Annotated in this window: 16 protein-coding genes; 10 read left to right on the forward strand and 6 right to left on the reverse strand. The window is 53.4% G+C overall.

What is annotated here, in order from left to right:
* Positions 1 to 147: 147 nt before the first annotated feature.
* On the reverse strand, positions 148 to 633 hold the full coding sequence (locus tag BraRD5C2_RS39710; RefSeq protein WP_223971821.1) for a helix-turn-helix domain-containing protein: 486 nt from the start codon (positions 631 to 633) through the stop codon (positions 148 to 150).
* A 393-nt stretch (positions 634 to 1,026) separates the two neighbouring features.
* Here BraRD5C2_RS39710 and BraRD5C2_RS23195 point away from each other — a divergent pair, with 393 nt between their 5' ends.
* The 5 genes from BraRD5C2_RS23195 to BraRD5C2_RS23215 all read left to right on the forward strand — a co-directional run bounded on the left by BraRD5C2_RS23195 (position 1,027) and on the right by BraRD5C2_RS23215 (position 5,843).
* On the forward strand, positions 1,027 to 1,434 hold the full coding sequence (locus tag BraRD5C2_RS23195) for a DNA-primase RepB domain-containing protein (protein WP_223971822.1): 408 nt from the start codon (positions 1,027 to 1,029) through the stop codon (positions 1,432 to 1,434).
* Positions 1,435 to 1,440: 6 nt separating this feature from the next.
* On the forward strand, positions 1,441 to 3,030 hold the full coding sequence (locus tag BraRD5C2_RS23200; protein WP_223971823.1) for an AAA family ATPase: 1,590 nt from the start codon (positions 1,441 to 1,443) through the stop codon (positions 3,028 to 3,030).
* 150 nt (positions 3,031 to 3,180) lie between these two features.
* Complete coding sequence (locus BraRD5C2_RS23205; protein ID WP_223971824.1) at positions 3,181 to 3,753, forward strand: hypothetical protein; 573 nt, start codon at positions 3,181 to 3,183, stop codon at positions 3,751 to 3,753.
* Positions 3,750 to 4,418 carry an HK97 family phage prohead protease gene (locus BraRD5C2_RS23210; RefSeq protein ID WP_223971826.1) on the forward strand — a complete coding sequence of 223 codons (669 nt, stop codon included), beginning with the start codon at positions 3,750 to 3,752 and terminating at the stop codon, positions 4,416 to 4,418. The genes BraRD5C2_RS23205 and BraRD5C2_RS23210 overlap by 4 nt, the downstream gene beginning before the upstream one ends.
* Before the next feature lie 189 nt (positions 4,419 to 4,607).
* On the forward strand, positions 4,608 to 5,843 hold the full coding sequence (locus BraRD5C2_RS23215) for a hypothetical protein (protein ID WP_223971828.1): 1,236 nt from the start codon (positions 4,608 to 4,610) through the stop codon (positions 5,841 to 5,843).
* A gap of 225 nt (positions 5,844 to 6,068) precedes the next feature.
* On the opposite strand, the gene BraRD5C2_RS23220 is transcribed toward BraRD5C2_RS23215, so the two are convergent.
* Positions 6,069 to 6,914: a hypothetical protein gene (locus tag BraRD5C2_RS23220; RefSeq protein ID WP_223971831.1), complete on the reverse strand. Its 846-nt coding sequence runs from the start codon at positions 6,912 to 6,914 to the stop codon at positions 6,069 to 6,071.
* A gap of 226 nt (positions 6,915 to 7,140) precedes the next feature.
* Here BraRD5C2_RS23220 and BraRD5C2_RS23225 point away from each other — a divergent pair, with 226 nt between their 5' ends.
* The gene (locus BraRD5C2_RS23225; RefSeq protein ID WP_223971834.1) at positions 7,141 to 7,674 is read left to right on the forward strand and encodes a hypothetical protein; all 534 of its coding nucleotides are present in this window, start codon (positions 7,141 to 7,143) and stop codon (positions 7,672 to 7,674) included.
* A gap of 183 nt (positions 7,675 to 7,857) precedes the next feature.
* On the opposite strand, the gene BraRD5C2_RS23230 is transcribed toward BraRD5C2_RS23225, so the two are convergent.
* From BraRD5C2_RS23230 to BraRD5C2_RS23240, 3 genes are all read right to left on the reverse strand, one after another.
* Positions 7,858 to 8,919 (reverse strand): restriction endonuclease, encoded by a 1,062-nt coding sequence (locus BraRD5C2_RS23230; protein ID WP_223971837.1) that lies wholly within the window; start codon positions 8,917 to 8,919, stop codon positions 7,858 to 7,860.
* 30 nt (positions 8,920 to 8,949) lie between these two features.
* Positions 8,950 to 10,383, reverse strand: a complete 1,434-nt coding sequence (locus BraRD5C2_RS23235; RefSeq protein WP_223971840.1) for a hypothetical protein — start codon at positions 10,381 to 10,383, stop codon at positions 8,950 to 8,952.
* A gap of 331 nt (positions 10,384 to 10,714) precedes the next feature.
* Complete coding sequence (locus tag BraRD5C2_RS23240; RefSeq protein WP_223971843.1) at positions 10,715 to 11,428, reverse strand: hypothetical protein; 714 nt, start codon at positions 11,426 to 11,428, stop codon at positions 10,715 to 10,717.
* 772 nt (positions 11,429 to 12,200) lie between these two features.
* Between BraRD5C2_RS23240 and BraRD5C2_RS23245 the strand changes: the two genes are divergently transcribed.
* The 4 genes from BraRD5C2_RS23245 to BraRD5C2_RS23260 are packed head-to-tail and all read left to right on the forward strand — an operon-like array spanning position 12,201 to position 14,332.
* On the forward strand, positions 12,201 to 12,614 hold the full coding sequence (locus BraRD5C2_RS23245) for a hypothetical protein (RefSeq protein ID WP_223971846.1): 414 nt from the start codon (positions 12,201 to 12,203) through the stop codon (positions 12,612 to 12,614).
* A complete protein-coding gene (locus tag BraRD5C2_RS23250) occupies positions 12,611 to 13,039 on the forward strand; it encodes a hypothetical protein (RefSeq protein ID WP_223971848.1) in 429 nt (142 codons plus the stop codon). The genes BraRD5C2_RS23245 and BraRD5C2_RS23250 overlap by 4 nt, the downstream gene beginning before the upstream one ends.
* A 42-nt stretch (positions 13,040 to 13,081) precedes the next feature.
* Positions 13,082 to 13,747: an SOS response-associated peptidase gene (locus BraRD5C2_RS23255; protein ID WP_223971852.1), complete on the forward strand. Its 666-nt coding sequence runs from the start codon at positions 13,082 to 13,084 to the stop codon at positions 13,745 to 13,747.
* Positions 13,748 to 13,750: 3 nt separating this feature from the next.
* On the forward strand, positions 13,751 to 14,332 hold the full coding sequence (locus BraRD5C2_RS23260) for a hypothetical protein (RefSeq protein WP_223971854.1): 582 nt from the start codon (positions 13,751 to 13,753) through the stop codon (positions 14,330 to 14,332).
* 406 nt (positions 14,333 to 14,738) lie between these two features.
* Here BraRD5C2_RS23260 and BraRD5C2_RS39550 read toward each other — a convergent pair whose 3' ends face one another.
* Positions 14,739 to 15,116 carry a hypothetical protein gene (locus tag BraRD5C2_RS39550; RefSeq protein ID WP_308444451.1) on the reverse strand — a complete coding sequence of 126 codons (378 nt, stop codon included), beginning with the start codon at positions 15,114 to 15,116 and terminating at the stop codon, positions 14,739 to 14,741.
* Between the last annotated feature and the right edge of the window lie 103 nt (positions 15,117 to 15,219).

The raw sequence follows: 15,219 nt of genomic DNA on the forward strand, positions 1-15,219 counted from the left end.
ATTCGAACGTGTGACCTTTGCCTTCGGAGGGCAACGCTCTATCCAGCAACACTGAAAAATCGCTGTAAAATCAATGGTATTCTAAGTGCAGTCATTGCGCAACCGGCTGCTACGCAGCCGGGGCTGTGACAGGGCTGTGACAAGCCGCTACACGAATACGCGCAACGCAGTATCGCGATCCAAAAACCCTTGGTTCGCGTCCAGAATTTCGAAGCACTTTGCAAATATCGTTCGGTTCGTGGACGCTTGTTCAGGTGATAGCTCTCCCTTGCGGTGCAACTCAGACGTGGCCTCGTCAACAACATGCCAATAAGACTCGCGGCTTCTGCGGAAAAGGCGCGTCAGCAAGAGCCCTAGCTCTAAGCAATCTTCCGGAATGTCCTCGTATCCCGGCGGATCCCGTGCGAGCAAGAAATCAGGTGTTACGTGCAAGAAATGGGCGGCTTGGAGCAGCCGACGGACGGGAATGTTGGACTTCCCTCCTTCGTAATTCTGTATTTGCTGAGGGCTTACGCATAACTCTGATGCGAGCCGTAACTGAGTTGCCGTGGCCGCCCGGCGAGCCGTTCGTAGTCTTCTTCCGCCGACCCGCGTCGCAACGCCGACGCGTGGCCGCCCGCGCTTATTACTCATCACCTAGCTCCAACGATCATGACGCACTCCAAACGAAAATTCGAACAAGATCAACAGGTCAAAAAAACTTTCGATTTTCTATTTTCATTTGGGTGACGGACGACGCCCCTTGCGCCAATTGATGGCCACGCTCTTTCTCACATGGTGGATAGACCGGCCCTGGGTTGAAACGGCGATCGTGACTCATTTGGAATGTGTATGCCGCAAATCTCTACAGTGACTGATCGACAGCGATCCTTCGACGCTGGTGCAGTGCGTCGATACATTGAAATAGTGAGTCAATGTGCACGTGGAACGGCTGGTAAGCTTGTGATTCCAGCAATATTCGATAGTGGACCAGGCGCAATTGCTCACCACAAGTGCAGTGAGATTGATGGAATTGTCGCTTCAATCATGTCACACGCGAACACACCAGGTGCAAACGTCTATTGCGGTCTGCACCTGATGCGCCCCGACTTGCCTCGCGGAAAGAAAGGTAGTGAGGATGACGTTGTCGGGGTGCTTGGCTTGGTCGCTGATATGGACGCAGACACAGGCAAAATTGGTGAAATGCCGATTGAGCCAAGTTTCGTGATCGAAACATCGCCGGGCAACACGCAGCAAGTGATCATGTTCGATCGACCCATGCATCCGAAGGACGCGAAGCCTTTGGCAAGGGCGTTACAAAGAGCGACCGGAGCGGATTTCGGAACCGCTGACATTTCCCACATCTGGCGAATTCCCGGCACGCTCAATTGGCCAACTCAGGCAAAGATCAAGCGCGGGCGATCAGCCCAACCATTCCTTGTAAGCTTGCGGTGAGATCCAATGAAAACATACGACCAAGCAGCGCTTTCGCGCGTGCTTACGCGCTACCTAGAGGCGCCCGCCGAGAGCGATCGTCAGGCGCTCGAACATAATACATCACTGCTTTTAGCTCGTTTGAGCGAGCTTGGTCGCCGGGCGCTTGAAGACGACGGCGGTGAGGACCGGTCCCGTCACGTAGCGCGGGTTATCGAGCGTCTCCACTTCGAGGGCTTTGGGGAAGACGAAGCCATCGCCGTGATCCGAGAACGCGGTGGATCGTGGAAGGAGCGCTACAAAAATGACGCCGCACTTACCAAGGATCTAAGGCGAATCTGGTCAAAGTACGCCGTGCCGAAGGAAGAGGAGCAGCGAGCCAATGCAGTTTCGACAGAAGCATTCCTCAATGGTCAGCGGCCTCCGGTGTCTGAGCCGCTTATTAAGGCCACGCCTTTCCAGCCTATGGACGCTGCCTTAATACCCCGACGGCAGACCTTATATGCGGGTCACTTTAACAGGCAGTTCTTTTCGGCCACGTTTGGAATCGGTGGTGGCGGAAAGTCTAGCTTGGTCCTGGTGGAAGCCGTCGCATTGGCGACAGGTCTGCCGCTGCTGGGCCATGAGCCGAGCAAGCCATTGAAGGTGTGGTACTTCAACCTCGAAGACCCACCAGAAGAACTGCAACGTCGTGTGACCGCGATCGCAATTCATTACGGCGTCAATACGGAGCTTCTGGCCAAGAACCTGTTCGTTGACTCCGGGCGATTGCAGGAGCTTGTCTTATTGAGACAACAGGGGCGTGACTCGATCGTCGCAGAGGCGTTGATCCAGGCGCTGATCAGCGAGCTTGAAAAGCGAAGTATCGATGTGTTCATTCTTGATCCGCTTGTATCGGCGCATCAAGTGGATGAGAACGATAACAGCAAGATCCAGCAATTCGCGAATCAGTTGGCGAGGATAGCGAATGACGGAAACGTTGCTGTTGAAGGGGTGCACCACGTCAACAAGTCAGCTGGTGACGGCAAGAACGAGGTGACGGCTGACTCAGGACGAGGCGCTGGTGCTTTGAAAGACAAGGCAAGGTCAGTTCGCGCAATCAACACGATGAGCGAAAAGGAGGCGGAGAAGGCAGGTATCGACAACAACGATCGCTTCTCCTACTTTCGCGTTACGAGTGCTAAATCCAATATGGGACGGCGTTCGGGTCGGTCTGACTGGTATCGGATCGTGTCGGTTGATCTTGGCAACGGGACGAAATGGACACCAGGCGATAGCGTCGGTGTGGTCGAACGTTGGCAATGGCCATCAGACACGTTTTCTATCGACGAAATCACTCCTGAACATCTTGCGGAGATCAAGCGGCGCATCGGCCAAAGTCCCCACGGCGAGAACGCTCAATTTAAGGATTGGGCCGGGCGGGTCTTTGGGGAGGTTCTCGGATTGAACGCCGAGAAAGACAAGCGCAAAATTGCGCGAACGATGAAGGCTCTGACAAGCCAGGGTCACTTCGCCATTGTGCACCGAAGGGCAGACAACGGGCGGGCGCGACCGATGTTCGAAGTTGCATCTGATCCACACCACCAAGTGGGTGGGGTAGTGGGTGGTGTCTCATAGCCCACCCAGACACCCCACCACCGCCTTATCCCTATAAGGCGGATGGTGGTGGTGTGGTGGAATTCTGCCAAGCAGTGTCAAGCAACAACCCTGTGGCCGCGCAGCGTCGCGCGTCCACGCGACCTCAATTATCCGGCGTCATAGGTAAAAATGATCAAAGTACCCGACATCTACGAATATAGCGGCGGACTTCGGGCTAAAGCCGAGCGGCAGCAAGAGATTGCCTCGCAAAGGGCGGCAGCAGAGCAGAAGGCTATTGAACTTCAAAATAGGCTGGCATCCGGACTCAGCAAAGAAGATCGTGATGCCAATGCTGCGCGAGCCTTGCGGGGCGAGTCCATCCCAGACATTGAAGCGGGACTGAAAGCGGCGATACGCGACCTGCGAGCACTCCAAGATGCTGAGGCTATTCATGCTCGGCAACTTGACGATCTGAGGCTAGAGGAAGGCCGAAGGCTGTGTGACGATTTCCGTCCGCATTCCGAGAAATATTCGGCAGAGATTGCCGTAGCACTTTACGACGCTCTGGAAGCTTGGACCAAATTGTTCGCGATAAAGCGAGGCTTCCTCAACCAAGGGCTTGGCCTCTACGGGCTGTGCGAGATAGACCCGCAAGAGCTTCTCGGTGTCCCCACGGATCGAAGCAGTACACTCGCAGACTTTATGCGCCGTTGCGTACATAAGGGTTATATCAAGAAACTGCCGGAGGGCCTTCGCAAATGAATCCTCGCGACTACGAGACCGCCGCGAAGAATCCGTTCGGACTTGAATATGGTGGGGGCGGCTTCATCAGTCAAATCGATGGTCGATCGGTCGTGCCTGCCGTCAAGCTCGAACGAGCAGACGATGGAAAAGTGTTGCAAGGGTACGCCTGCTTCTACAACAAAGCGGCGATAATCGCTGACGGCACGGTCAAAGTCATTCGGCCAGGGGCATTCGACCACTGCCTATCCAACCGACGCAAAGTGGATTTCTGGTTAGATCATTCCTCATTGCTGTGCGTAGGCAGCACACGCACCGGTTTGGAACTCCACACCGACAATAGGGGGTTGGCCTTCCGCTTCAAGTTTCCTGACACGGCGCTGGGCCAACATGCCCGTCAATTGGCCGACGACAAGGAATATACAGCCATGTCAGTAGGCTGTTCCTTCAAGGACTATACGGTTGAAGAAATGGAGGGTTTGAACGTCACCATCATAAGAAAGGCGGACCTGGAAGAAATATCCTTCGTACGACGCGGCGCGATTGAAGCGGCCTTTGGAGTCTTGGTCGAGCCGCGCGGTCCATTAGCGCACGTATTGGATACCGAAATGGCAAATCAAGGTGCATTCACAGCAGTCATTCGGGCGCTTCAAAAGGTGCAAGAAAGTCTAAAGAACGGAAGGTAGGCCGCCGGTTTCATCTTCGGTTGCCGGGCGGCTAGCACGCGTAGCATCCCGATGCGCAGTGCGGCGGCACGGTCGGCAGGGCGATGGCTGCCGACCGTGTTTGCTTGCGGCAGCTCGTTACAGGCTGGCCCCGTATATAGTGCGCGGCGGTGATGACGGCTCTCCGTCACCCCCAATCGAATTCTCACCGTGAGTTGCCTTTTCCACATCGTTTCAGCTACATTTGTAGGCGTACAGGCGCTATTAGAAAATCAGAATTGTTTTCCCATGGAACGGCGGGTAGGGCTTCGGCTCAACAACTTTCCCAAGACGCCTAACTCATTGCGAAGAAACCCGGTGATAGACGCTCCGGTTGATGAGATCACCATCAATCTGACCGATCTTTATTTTCACTATTACAGGGATCAGCATGGCAGGAATCCGCCTAAGCCGGACCCCGCCCTTTTCGAACATCTTCAATATCTCACACCGACAAGCGACTTTCGCATACTCGGCGACGGGCTAGGTGTCTCAACGCATTCGCGTCGCATCCTTTCCAGCCAACTGGGCCAAGCCTTCTGTAGGCAGTTTCTCCATGATCACCTCAACATCACATATTTTGCGCATATTGATCGCGTTTTAAATCGCACGCTTAAGCCTGGTTTTGGCGATATGTTGATCAAGCGCTGTGATGTCGGCCTTTTACCTGACTTCTTTTGTGCTGAAGCGGTTGACAGGATATTCTTGGCTGAGGCCAAGGCGCGCCATGAAGCCGTGAACTTCGGAAACAGGGCTTTTAAAAGTTGGCGCGATCAATTTGGAACAGTCGTCGTAGAACGCCCGAAGGGAACGCCTCTAAGCGTTAAGGGCTACATCGTTGCGATAAGATTCGCGACAGAAGCCATGCCTTACACAAAGTCTAGCTTGTATGCAGAAGATCCGAAAACCCCAGGCGAAATCGATTTGCATGGGGAACGCGGCCTGCCTTTAGGCAGGGCGGTGATTTCGCTGCACTACGCCGAGTTAGTCGAGAAGCTAAATCAACCGTTACTCGCTGAAGCCCTAGAGAATGGGTTTGTCGTACCAGCCGAGGTCCCTATCAGGGCGGCAGTATGGCAATTGTTGATAGGGCCACTTGCTGGAAAGCGATTTGTTGGTGGGTACTATTCTTCCGACAGCGGCGCGCGCGCTTATTTGGATGGTAATGGCAAGGTCGGCTTTATGTTTTCGGACCCCTTTCGGCTGGATATCCGCCACGCCACCTTTGTGGGAGTTGAGGAGGGCATCTTTGGCCAAGTCGTGGCATTTGCGCGTGGTGCACCCGTTCAAGAGATAGGGCAGCTTCAGGGAGTTCAATTCGCTTCTAACGCCATAAGCATACTGCGAGATGGTTCGGTAATTGGTCCGGTAGAATTCTTCTCGCCAATCGCAGTTCGAAATTTCTAGTCGTTAATTCCTGCGCATGTTGTCTTCTTCGGATCACGGCATGCGAGACCAGCGTTCTGGTCCCTTCCCCGACGTTGGTACGGTGCTTAATCGATCGGAGGAACTTTTCATGAAGGCAGGTCAGCCTTGTTGGAAGCCATACGACGCCATTAGCATCCGATTATCCAGGCTGCCGTTTGGCAGAAGCCACCGGTCGTGCTCTCAATACGCATGAGTCAGGGGTGGCTAGCTCTCCCTCCACTTACCGTCACGCCGGTCGTCCTCGCTACAGAGAACTTCATATGTCCATATCGGGCATCTGAACGTCGTCGCTTCGCCCAGGGCCGTCAGCGACTTCCGTTCATCATCGTAAGACCGTCCAGTGCGCTCCATCCAGGATTCGTATTCGTACCAAATATCCATGTTCGAGCGGGCGTTAGAAAGGTCTACCTCAGAGAAAAAGGGCTCTAACAGATCGTACTTCTTTCGTGCCTCCCAAGCCGCGAAGTCGGCTGCTTGCAGTGGTTGCAGATTCTTGGCGCTAAGTTCACCCTTGACCGAAGTAATAGTCGAAAGATCGCGTCTGCCAATCATTCTGGGGCTAGTTCGGAGATACTCCTTGGCCAGTGCAATTTTGCTTTCTGGCTTTTCGATACGATCCAACCAAGCCTCAATGGTTTTGCCCTCGAAGTAATGCTGCATCAGCACGTCGCAGGTGAAGATCGCCAAGGGAATGGCCTGCAATCGTCTTCCTCTGGCCTTGTTAAACCTCTCCAGAGGCTCTTTCGGCACGACGCAGCCAATCGCAGCGAATTCCTTTAGGGACCAGCACCTATTCAGAGCCGTGGCCAAGTCCCTGAACAGCGCCTCGGATTTGTCCTTGTTTTCGACGCCGAAGAATTTGTGCATTGGGCTGCTAGGCTTGGAAATCTCCTTCATGTGGAAGTAGCTGATTTGGTTTCGGGCGAGCGCACTTTTCCATTCGATTTCGAATGCACTCCAAAGCCGCTCTGCGCCAACATATCCTGCCACCGAAAGCGCCGGAAGATCGCTTTGACCGCTATCGTCGAAGTAACCTCTGAGTACGGCCATGTATCGGGTCCGTTGATTGACTGCTCGAAATCTGAACGACCGCCTGAATCTCAAGCACGCGGCCTTTCGTGCTGGGTTCTGGTCGCGAAATCGCGACGGTTCGCTTGTTGAAGCCTCCGGGCACTTGGCTGCGGCACTTCGCCGGAGGATCATACTCAATGTTAAGGGACAAGGCACACATTGCGCGGGTAGATAACGCGAACGATTTCTGACGAAAACGGAAGTGATGAAAAACCTTGTGCTAGCTATCGCTCTTGTTGTTCCCACAATTGCGTTCGCAGAAGATGACGACGAGAAAGTACCCCCGACTATAACCTGTGACCAGTTCCGCGAGAGGTTCACTGATGCATTGATTGGCAACGGGGAGGGAGTTTCGCTAGCATCGTTGTTCACCGGGGCAAAACGGCAGAAATTCGATGTACCTGGCATCCAGGCCGCGATCGGCTGTACCGCCGACGGGATGTTTGAGGGATTTGGAGCTTCGTTGTTGGAAGCGGATGACGGGAGCGTCAAACGGTACACCCGGTTTTCCGGTGCAGCGGTGAGAGCGATTGAACCACGCTTTGACCATGCCGAAGCAATTCAGGTTGTGGTTGACCTTACGCGACAGGCGCTAGAAGACGCTCGCAATACCGAGCGGAAGTCCGGCTGGCTACAGGGATCCGCCGAAAAGAAGTTCGGATCCTACGTGGTTGACTACCGGATGAATAACTCTCTCGTCAGTACTCATATCGACCTTAGATACAAGAACGCCGAGTAGCTTCCGGAAAATTACTGCTGACCTCGAACCCGCCGGGCTGGGCAACAACGTGCGGCGGTAAGCGGCGGCACTCCGCTGATGCGTGGGGGGGTGGTGAATCTTCGGCGAAAAAGGGGCTTCGACCGGCCCATATCGAAGTTTGCGTATCCACAAAATGAACAGCTTTTGATCCTTCCGCTCTACTCAACGCTCAATCTTCATCAACATCTCATCGATCTTGTCAAACAGAAGACCGTTATAATCCTGCTCAGCGTCCTTCAATTGCAACAACTGGCAAATGTCTTCCACCGACAAGCTCAAGATCAGCTTTCCGTGTTCGCGAAGCGCCCCTCTTGCTGCCATGAGAGCGCTCTTGTGGGGGCCCTTGGGCGAGATAATAACAGCGAAGCCGCGTAGCGCTCTTTGGTAGAGATACTTCTCGGTCGAATAGATTTCGGCCTGCCGGATGAATGAAGAGTAGTTCTTGCACTCAAAGACCACGTATTGGGATTGGAAGCGCTCTCTAATCATCTTCCATACGTCGTCGTTCGAGGATATTCTCGCTATGAGGTCGAACCGCGATATGCCGGTATCTGTCACCTTTTGCGACGACCAGGACACAAGATCTGTTGCGAATATGTATCTAAGCGCGACCTCTACGGCCACTTCGAACTGACGCGAAGTCTTTCTTGAAGCACTTATTCGCTTTAAATTGGTGCAGAAGCCAGAACCTGCCGATATCTCCGGATCAAATTGTTCAGGGAGTTGCGGTGTTGTCGCTGGTTCTTTTAGAACGTCGATCGTTGGCGGTTGGGTAGTTGATAGTTGTCCTTCGTCGTTATTGATCAAGGTTTCCCGAAGAAGCTCTTCGAGCTTTGATATTAATCGATAATGTCGTGCAGTGATCGCTCGTAGTGCATCCTGATCAAAAATCACAATACTGGGGGCGTCTTTTGTAAGAGCTTGCTTTGCAGTCGCCGGTATTCTTGTGGAAGTTACAAAAACACCCCAGTTGATGTTGTTCCGACGCCTCGCTTGCTCGATTCTGGCAATTATACGCGACAGCATCTCGGTGGGGAGCGACGACGAGCGGAATAGCTTTATCTCAACTACCGCCGTTGATTGCGTTGGTCCAAAACTTACCAGTAGATCGGCTTCGTGGATCTGCGCAGACTTGGTGGCGTAACGCCTTACGTCAAAACCTTCGACTTGAAATAGGTCGATAACCCAATCTTCGAATTCTAAATATCTATTCTTATGAGGCATTGCTGGGCCAATTGTCTAAACGTTTGTTGCTTAAGTCAAAAGCTCGCGATATTTGCGATGTAAAAGCTCTGCAATGTGCTCGTCTTGAAGCTGCGACTTCGCAGTCAACATTTCCATCATGTCGCTGTCAGTCAGGACGATGATGTATCCTTGTGAGCGCGAGGCCGCGTCCAGGCAACGGCGCTTTACCGTGCTGTAGTCCTCGATCTTACGGCATGTAATGATACCGAAGCGCCCACGATTATTATCAAACCTTCCGATGAGTTGGTCGAACTCCGGATTCGCAAGGTCATTCGAATAATTCTTGCATTCTACGATCACTAGGTTGGCACTCAGCTTCGGATCGTCGCGCCGCTGCGCAAAAAAGCCAATGTTGGCGTTGTTCGTGAATACGATGTCAATTCGTTTGCGACCGTCATTCACTTCCCACTCCTTTTGAGGAAGGATCAAGTCGGGGTAGAAAAGTGCGGTCAGGGCCCCCATTGTCAGGCGATGGTACGCGTCAGCATGCTTTGCGCCGGATGGTACTTTGGCGAATTCCTGCGCCAATCGAGCGCAGACTGTCGTGATGGTTGGAATGTCGTCGCGGTCGTCGAAGGTCGATAAGCTCCGCTCTCCTTGCGCAATGTTCTTGTACAACGCGAGAAGCTCGGGATGGGCTTTGACTACATCAGCAATAAATGCCTTCGATTTCGGGTTCTTCTCTCTTACGTCACGCTTGTAAACCTTGCGCTCGCCACTCTGTAGAACCTGCACAAGAGAGCTGTTTGCTCGTAGATTCTCCGCAACAAGAAAATCAGTTATCTGCTTGTTGTAGAATTCTTGACTGTCGAGGGAGAGCTTTCGTCGCACGATGTATTTGGGTACGAGCAAAATGGGAGTGCTCTTTATAAACGGTAGCTGGACGTATTTCGCGACCCAGTTCTTCCGATCGCCATCCCAAAGAGCCGGTCCGGAGTATCGCGTTGTCGGAACGTCGTACAGGTCGCACTGTTGTTGCGTGTAGTCGATCAGCAGTTCGCGGATAATATTTGTGGTCAGATCGGAGATCTTATCTCGATCGATGCCCTCGACGTAAAGGGCCATTTCTGAGAGGTCAGAGAGTAGACCTGTCTTGTACGCTTTGCTACGCGCAATCGCTGTGATCAACTGGCGGGCTTGGCGGGGGCCGACACCGCGACCCTGAGGATTTCCTGTTGAGACGCCGAGAAAGGTCTCTCTCGGCTCAGTAAGATGAGACATCAAGTTGACTGCCCGTTGCAGATCAGGCTTTCGAATTGCGTTCAATACTTCTTTGAAAAATCCTCTTATCAGCTCTGAAGCCTGAGACGCCCAAACATCGTTCTGTATTTCGATCGCAAACGGATCGACGTACACAGGCGTATCGAAAGTGTTGCTTACATCGACGAAATCGAGTTCGTGTTGTGTCAGGTTCAAAGAAAAGTGCTTTGAGAAGCGAGGCATATCCGGCGGCCACCCAAAATTGCATGCATTGCGATGCAACGATAGGTGGTGCTCGGGGCGTCACGCAAGGCGAAAAATGAGTTCTCCAACCTAGACTTTCGACCAGAGCATTAGGGAGCAAATAAGCCCTGCTCGGTGCACTCTGCTAGATGTGCTGCGCGCGCCCGTCTTGCTTAAGCGCGGGGCTTAACGTTCGGCCAAATAGGTGCATAAAGGCGTGTGGTTTACCTATCACTGCATTCTCGGTGTGACCGGGTCAGTTCTCAATCAACACTGAATGAAGAAAGTTACCCGATCGTTCCTGCTTGGTTGCAGACTCGGGTGCCTCGCATTAGGGCTTCTTCAAAGGGGAGCTGTCCGAAGTGATGCCCTTAATCTCGCTCCAAGGTACGAACCTCAAGTTGTTCGACGGGGATTCAAAGAACAGCAAACCTCGCTCGCCTGATCTCACAACTCTTGCCTTAAGCTCTGTCCCTTCTGCCTTCACCGTGTACTTATATAGGTCACTCTTGCGGTAAGCAGTTCCCTTGTCCAATCCGTATGCAAACGATCCCACGAAGCCATACGCGGCTAATATCGCCGCTACAGACCGGATGCTCACTTCCTCTGCACGGAAAAGGATATTGAGTCCCAGAAACAGGAAGGCGAAAACAGTCGAAGCCCAATAGAATACCGACGTTGGGTCGCTCCACACATCCGCTACATTCCAGAGCGCGATCAGCAAGAAGAACCAAAAGAAGCCGTCTTTGTAGAAGCGAATGCGTCTCTTCCCGGCTTCTTTCGAAGTGGCAGCCGCAATTGATCCTCTCTGGCTTCGTCTCTTCCGCATATAATCTAGACCTAAGGGCACAATCGTCAGCAGTATCACGATGGATATGGCGAACGGGAGAGCTTCGAGTGCAAAAGCCACATGTTCGCTGACGGAAAAGAGCGTGAAGTAGTTTATATCAATCCCATGCAAGTATCCCACGTCAAATGTAACCGCCACGGCTGTGCCGATAACGGGCAAAACAAGAAGGAAGTCCTTTGCAGTAGTATCAGCCATGCTATCTGCTCGTTCTCTTGCCGCGTGCGGTTACTCGCGCCGTCTTGAGTTGCGATAGCCAAATTTACACCAACAATTTTTAGCTGTGCAACTCGGGCTATTAGGATGATTGCTGCAATCATTCCATGTCGCCGCCACTGGTTGCCTCAATCCAGGGTCGGCAATTGCATTTCATACATTTAGCGACAGTTCGCGTCTAACATGCTTTCGCCGTGAACAGGTCACTTTCCGAATTCGCGGAATCCCACGGTTCGCTTGTGCGTTTCTTACCTATCGATAAATTCGGCTTGCGCGACGGGGGCGGTGTACTCCAAGGACAATCAGAATACTGACGTTGATCGTCCGGGGTGAGGATCAAGACACATCGGGCAGGAAAAAATGGATCCACGTAATAATGCTTTGCGTACCAGGTTAGCGCCGTTGAGGTAGCCGCAAGCAGCAAGCCGCCCCAAATCACCGAACGCCCGCGTGTCGCACTTATCGAGCGGAGGTAGAGGAAAGCTCCAATGAACGTTCCGTAGTTCCGCTTGAACTCACCGTTCAACTTGCTGATCTGGACTAACTCGGACGACGCGTCGGACATTGGAGAAACCCTCACCACGACCACGCAAGGATCGTACTTCGGATTTGGCGAAATTGCAAGCATTATTCTGGTTAGCGGAATTGCGATAATCGCTTTTCCGCACCCACGACCCCCAGTGTTTCGTTCCACTGCCAACACGCTACTGATTGACAATTTGCGGGTTGCTTATCGCTGCGCTTTTGTAGCGGCATGACCACCAAGTCCCGCGAGCGAATCTACGGTTCTTCAATCCGCGCCGCTGCCGAGAAGGCGAAGGAAGCACGTAAGGAAGCCGATCGGCTGGCTTGCGAAGCGTGGAACGCGCGCATGCTCGGCTACAAGGGACCGGCTCAACCATCCCCCACGTTGGGAGACGCGTTGAATGCAGGATACGGCTACCTTGAGGTCCGTTGCCTGGGCTGCGACACCAACCAGACCGTGGCGCTCGATATCGTGCGACGCGCAAAGAGCACGCCGGTTCATGAGTTAGAGCGGTATATGAGGTGTAAGGATTGCTCGCAGGCGCGAGGACATGCCTATAGACGAAGTTGCCTTGTGGCACTGAGGCCAACGAAAATTTCGGCAGGCCATCCATCGTCAATATGGTGGCCGGGAGAGCGGTGAAGCTTATGAAGAAAGAGCGCAGATCGAGCCATCGCACTCAGTGGACCGCGCAGTTTGCTGTGGCCAGCGAGTTATGCAAGCGCGGTTACGAAGTTGCCTTCACGATGGGAAATCATCCTTCCGTAGATTTGATGGTGCACAGCCCCAATCAAGAAGCGTTTCTGATCGACGTGAAGGGTCTCTACAAAAAGAACTACTGGGCCATCAGCACGAAGAAGGAAAAGCCGAACTTGTTCTACGTCCTCGCGTTCGTGCCCGACCACGACCACAATAGGTATTTCATTCTGACGCAGGCGCAGGTCAATAGTGAGGTAGAAGCTGATATCGCTGTCGCGCGGTCACGAAACGCTTCCGAGAATTTTACCGGAATTACTTGGAAACGCGCTGAACAGTACGAAGGCGCATGGCAGGTTCTGCCGAAGTAGTGCAAGGGATTGGCCGGACCAGGTCGTGGAGAACAAGCTCCCATGTGCAATCTCTACAGCATCACCACCAACCAAGCCGCGATTGCCACGCTATTTCGCGTGGTAAACCGCTACGTCGGTAATCTCGCGCCCATGCCCGGAGTTTTTCCCGACTACCCTGCACCAGTGGTCCGTAACACCGAACAGGGGACTGAACTGGCGTTGATGCGGTGGGGCATGCCACCACCGCCACGCACGGGTGGGCCGCCCGTAACGAACATCCGCAATACTTCTTCGCCGCACTGGCGCGGCTGGCTCAAGACTGAGAACCGCTGCCTTGTCCTGTTCAACAGCTTCGCCGAATACGCACCAGAACCGAACCCAGAGACAAAGAAAAAGGACGTGGTGTGGTTCGCGCTGAGCGAAGACAGGCCGCTCACCGCGTTCGCGGGCATCTGGACGACTGTCAATGGTGATCGAGGCACCAATTCCAAACCTGTACCTGGACCGCATCAAGTCTACGGATTCTTGACGACCTCGCCCAATGCTGTAGTTGAGCCAATCCATCCCAAAGCCATGCCGGTCATCCTGACAACGGATGAAGAGCATGACGTTTGGATGCGCGCGCCTTGGGACGAGGCCAAGGCGCTACAGCGGCCATTGGCAGATGATGCGCTCATGATTGTGAGGCGAGGTACTGATAAGGAAGATGTCGCAGGTGAGAATTGACGCATGAAGCGATGGGACAACCTGAATCACGCATTTGAGTATTTAAAGCGATATATCAATGGTAAGCCCCGCGAGACCCGATTCAAAGTTTCTGAGATTGATCTGGCGCTGGTCAGCAACTTCAAGGGAGGGAATGCTTCTGTGGTCGAGCCTGTCGATCGCCTCACGTTGAAATTGGTTTCATACGGTGATGTGCTCGGCACTTTGGCTGGCACGATCGATGGGAAGCCACTTCGGTCCTTTGTGGATACCGGCGAATTAGCAGGGCAAGCGACCGCGTTTCTTCGGTTGACGAAAGTTCGGGACACCGCAATCGCCGGGTTTGGCGCGTCCTACGCGTCGGCACTACTTGCTGCCTATTTCCCTGAGACGCTTCCGGTCCTGGATCGCAGGGTCTTGAGCGGCGCTCGAATTGATCATGCGCGCAATAGTCAGGGGCAAGTTCTCGAAATCGAGAAGCACTATCCAGAATTGATCGCGAGGTTTCACGCGGAAATGTTGCGGCGTCCGAACTTGCGTTTGCGTGATCTGGATCGAGAATGGTTTTCAATCGGAAACAACGAATCTCAATTGAAATCTGAGTGATAAGAATGCGAGTTCGAAAATTTTGGTCTATCTACAAAAAAATAGCAGTTGGGATCCTCGCGACTCTTCTGCCTTACACAGCCTCAATCGCTTTAGCGAAAGCCGATGAATGCGAAGCTCTGGCGGGCGAAGTAGCTGCTCGGGTCCCCGACGTTACTGTAGAGCGTAGAAGTTCAGTGGTCATGTTTCTCTCTCACCCTTCGGTCAAATACGCATCGATCGGCTGCTTGCCGTTTAGAAATTTCGTCGCAGTCGCGGAGGGGAAGTATCCAAAGAGTGGTTACTTTGACTTTCTTGCGTTAGCCGGGGCGATCGTATTGAGCGGCGACTCTGAGGTCGTCCGAGAGGGCGCGATCAGATGCCTAAAGCGAGCCTTATCGCGGTCTGACGATGACACAAGTCTGGACTATAAGTTGATGTCATTTAGCTGCTCTGCGGCAAAGCTCTCGTCCATCGTAACGGTGGAGAAGCGGCGATAGCCGACCGGATGTCGAAATTGGGGTTGCAAGCCGCTGTCGCGTTTGTCTTGTTTGTTTGCCTTTCGTGTCGATTGGTGGCTGGCGATCTGACCGGCCAAGCCAGCGTCACTGACGGCGACACGATCGATATCCACGGTCAGCGCATTCGTCTGTGGGGCATCGACGCGCCAGAAAGCGATCAGCTTTGTCGCGGCGACGACAGCATCCAGTATCGTTGCGGTGCGAAGGCAGCAAACGAACTCGATGCGTTCCTGGCGTTGCGGCTGGTTCGGTGTGTCCCGCTCAACACGGACCGTTACGGGCACTGTCGCGGCTTGTAGCGTGGATGGGACTGATTTGGCTCAGTGGCTTGTATCGCACGGTCACGCGTTAGACTGGCCCCGGTACTCGAAGGGCAAATACGCCGCA

Origin of the sequence: Bradyrhizobium sp. RD5-C2, assembly GCF_019972155.1 — a bacterium.
Lineage (GTDB): Bacteria > Pseudomonadota > Alphaproteobacteria > Rhizobiales > Xanthobacteraceae > Bradyrhizobium.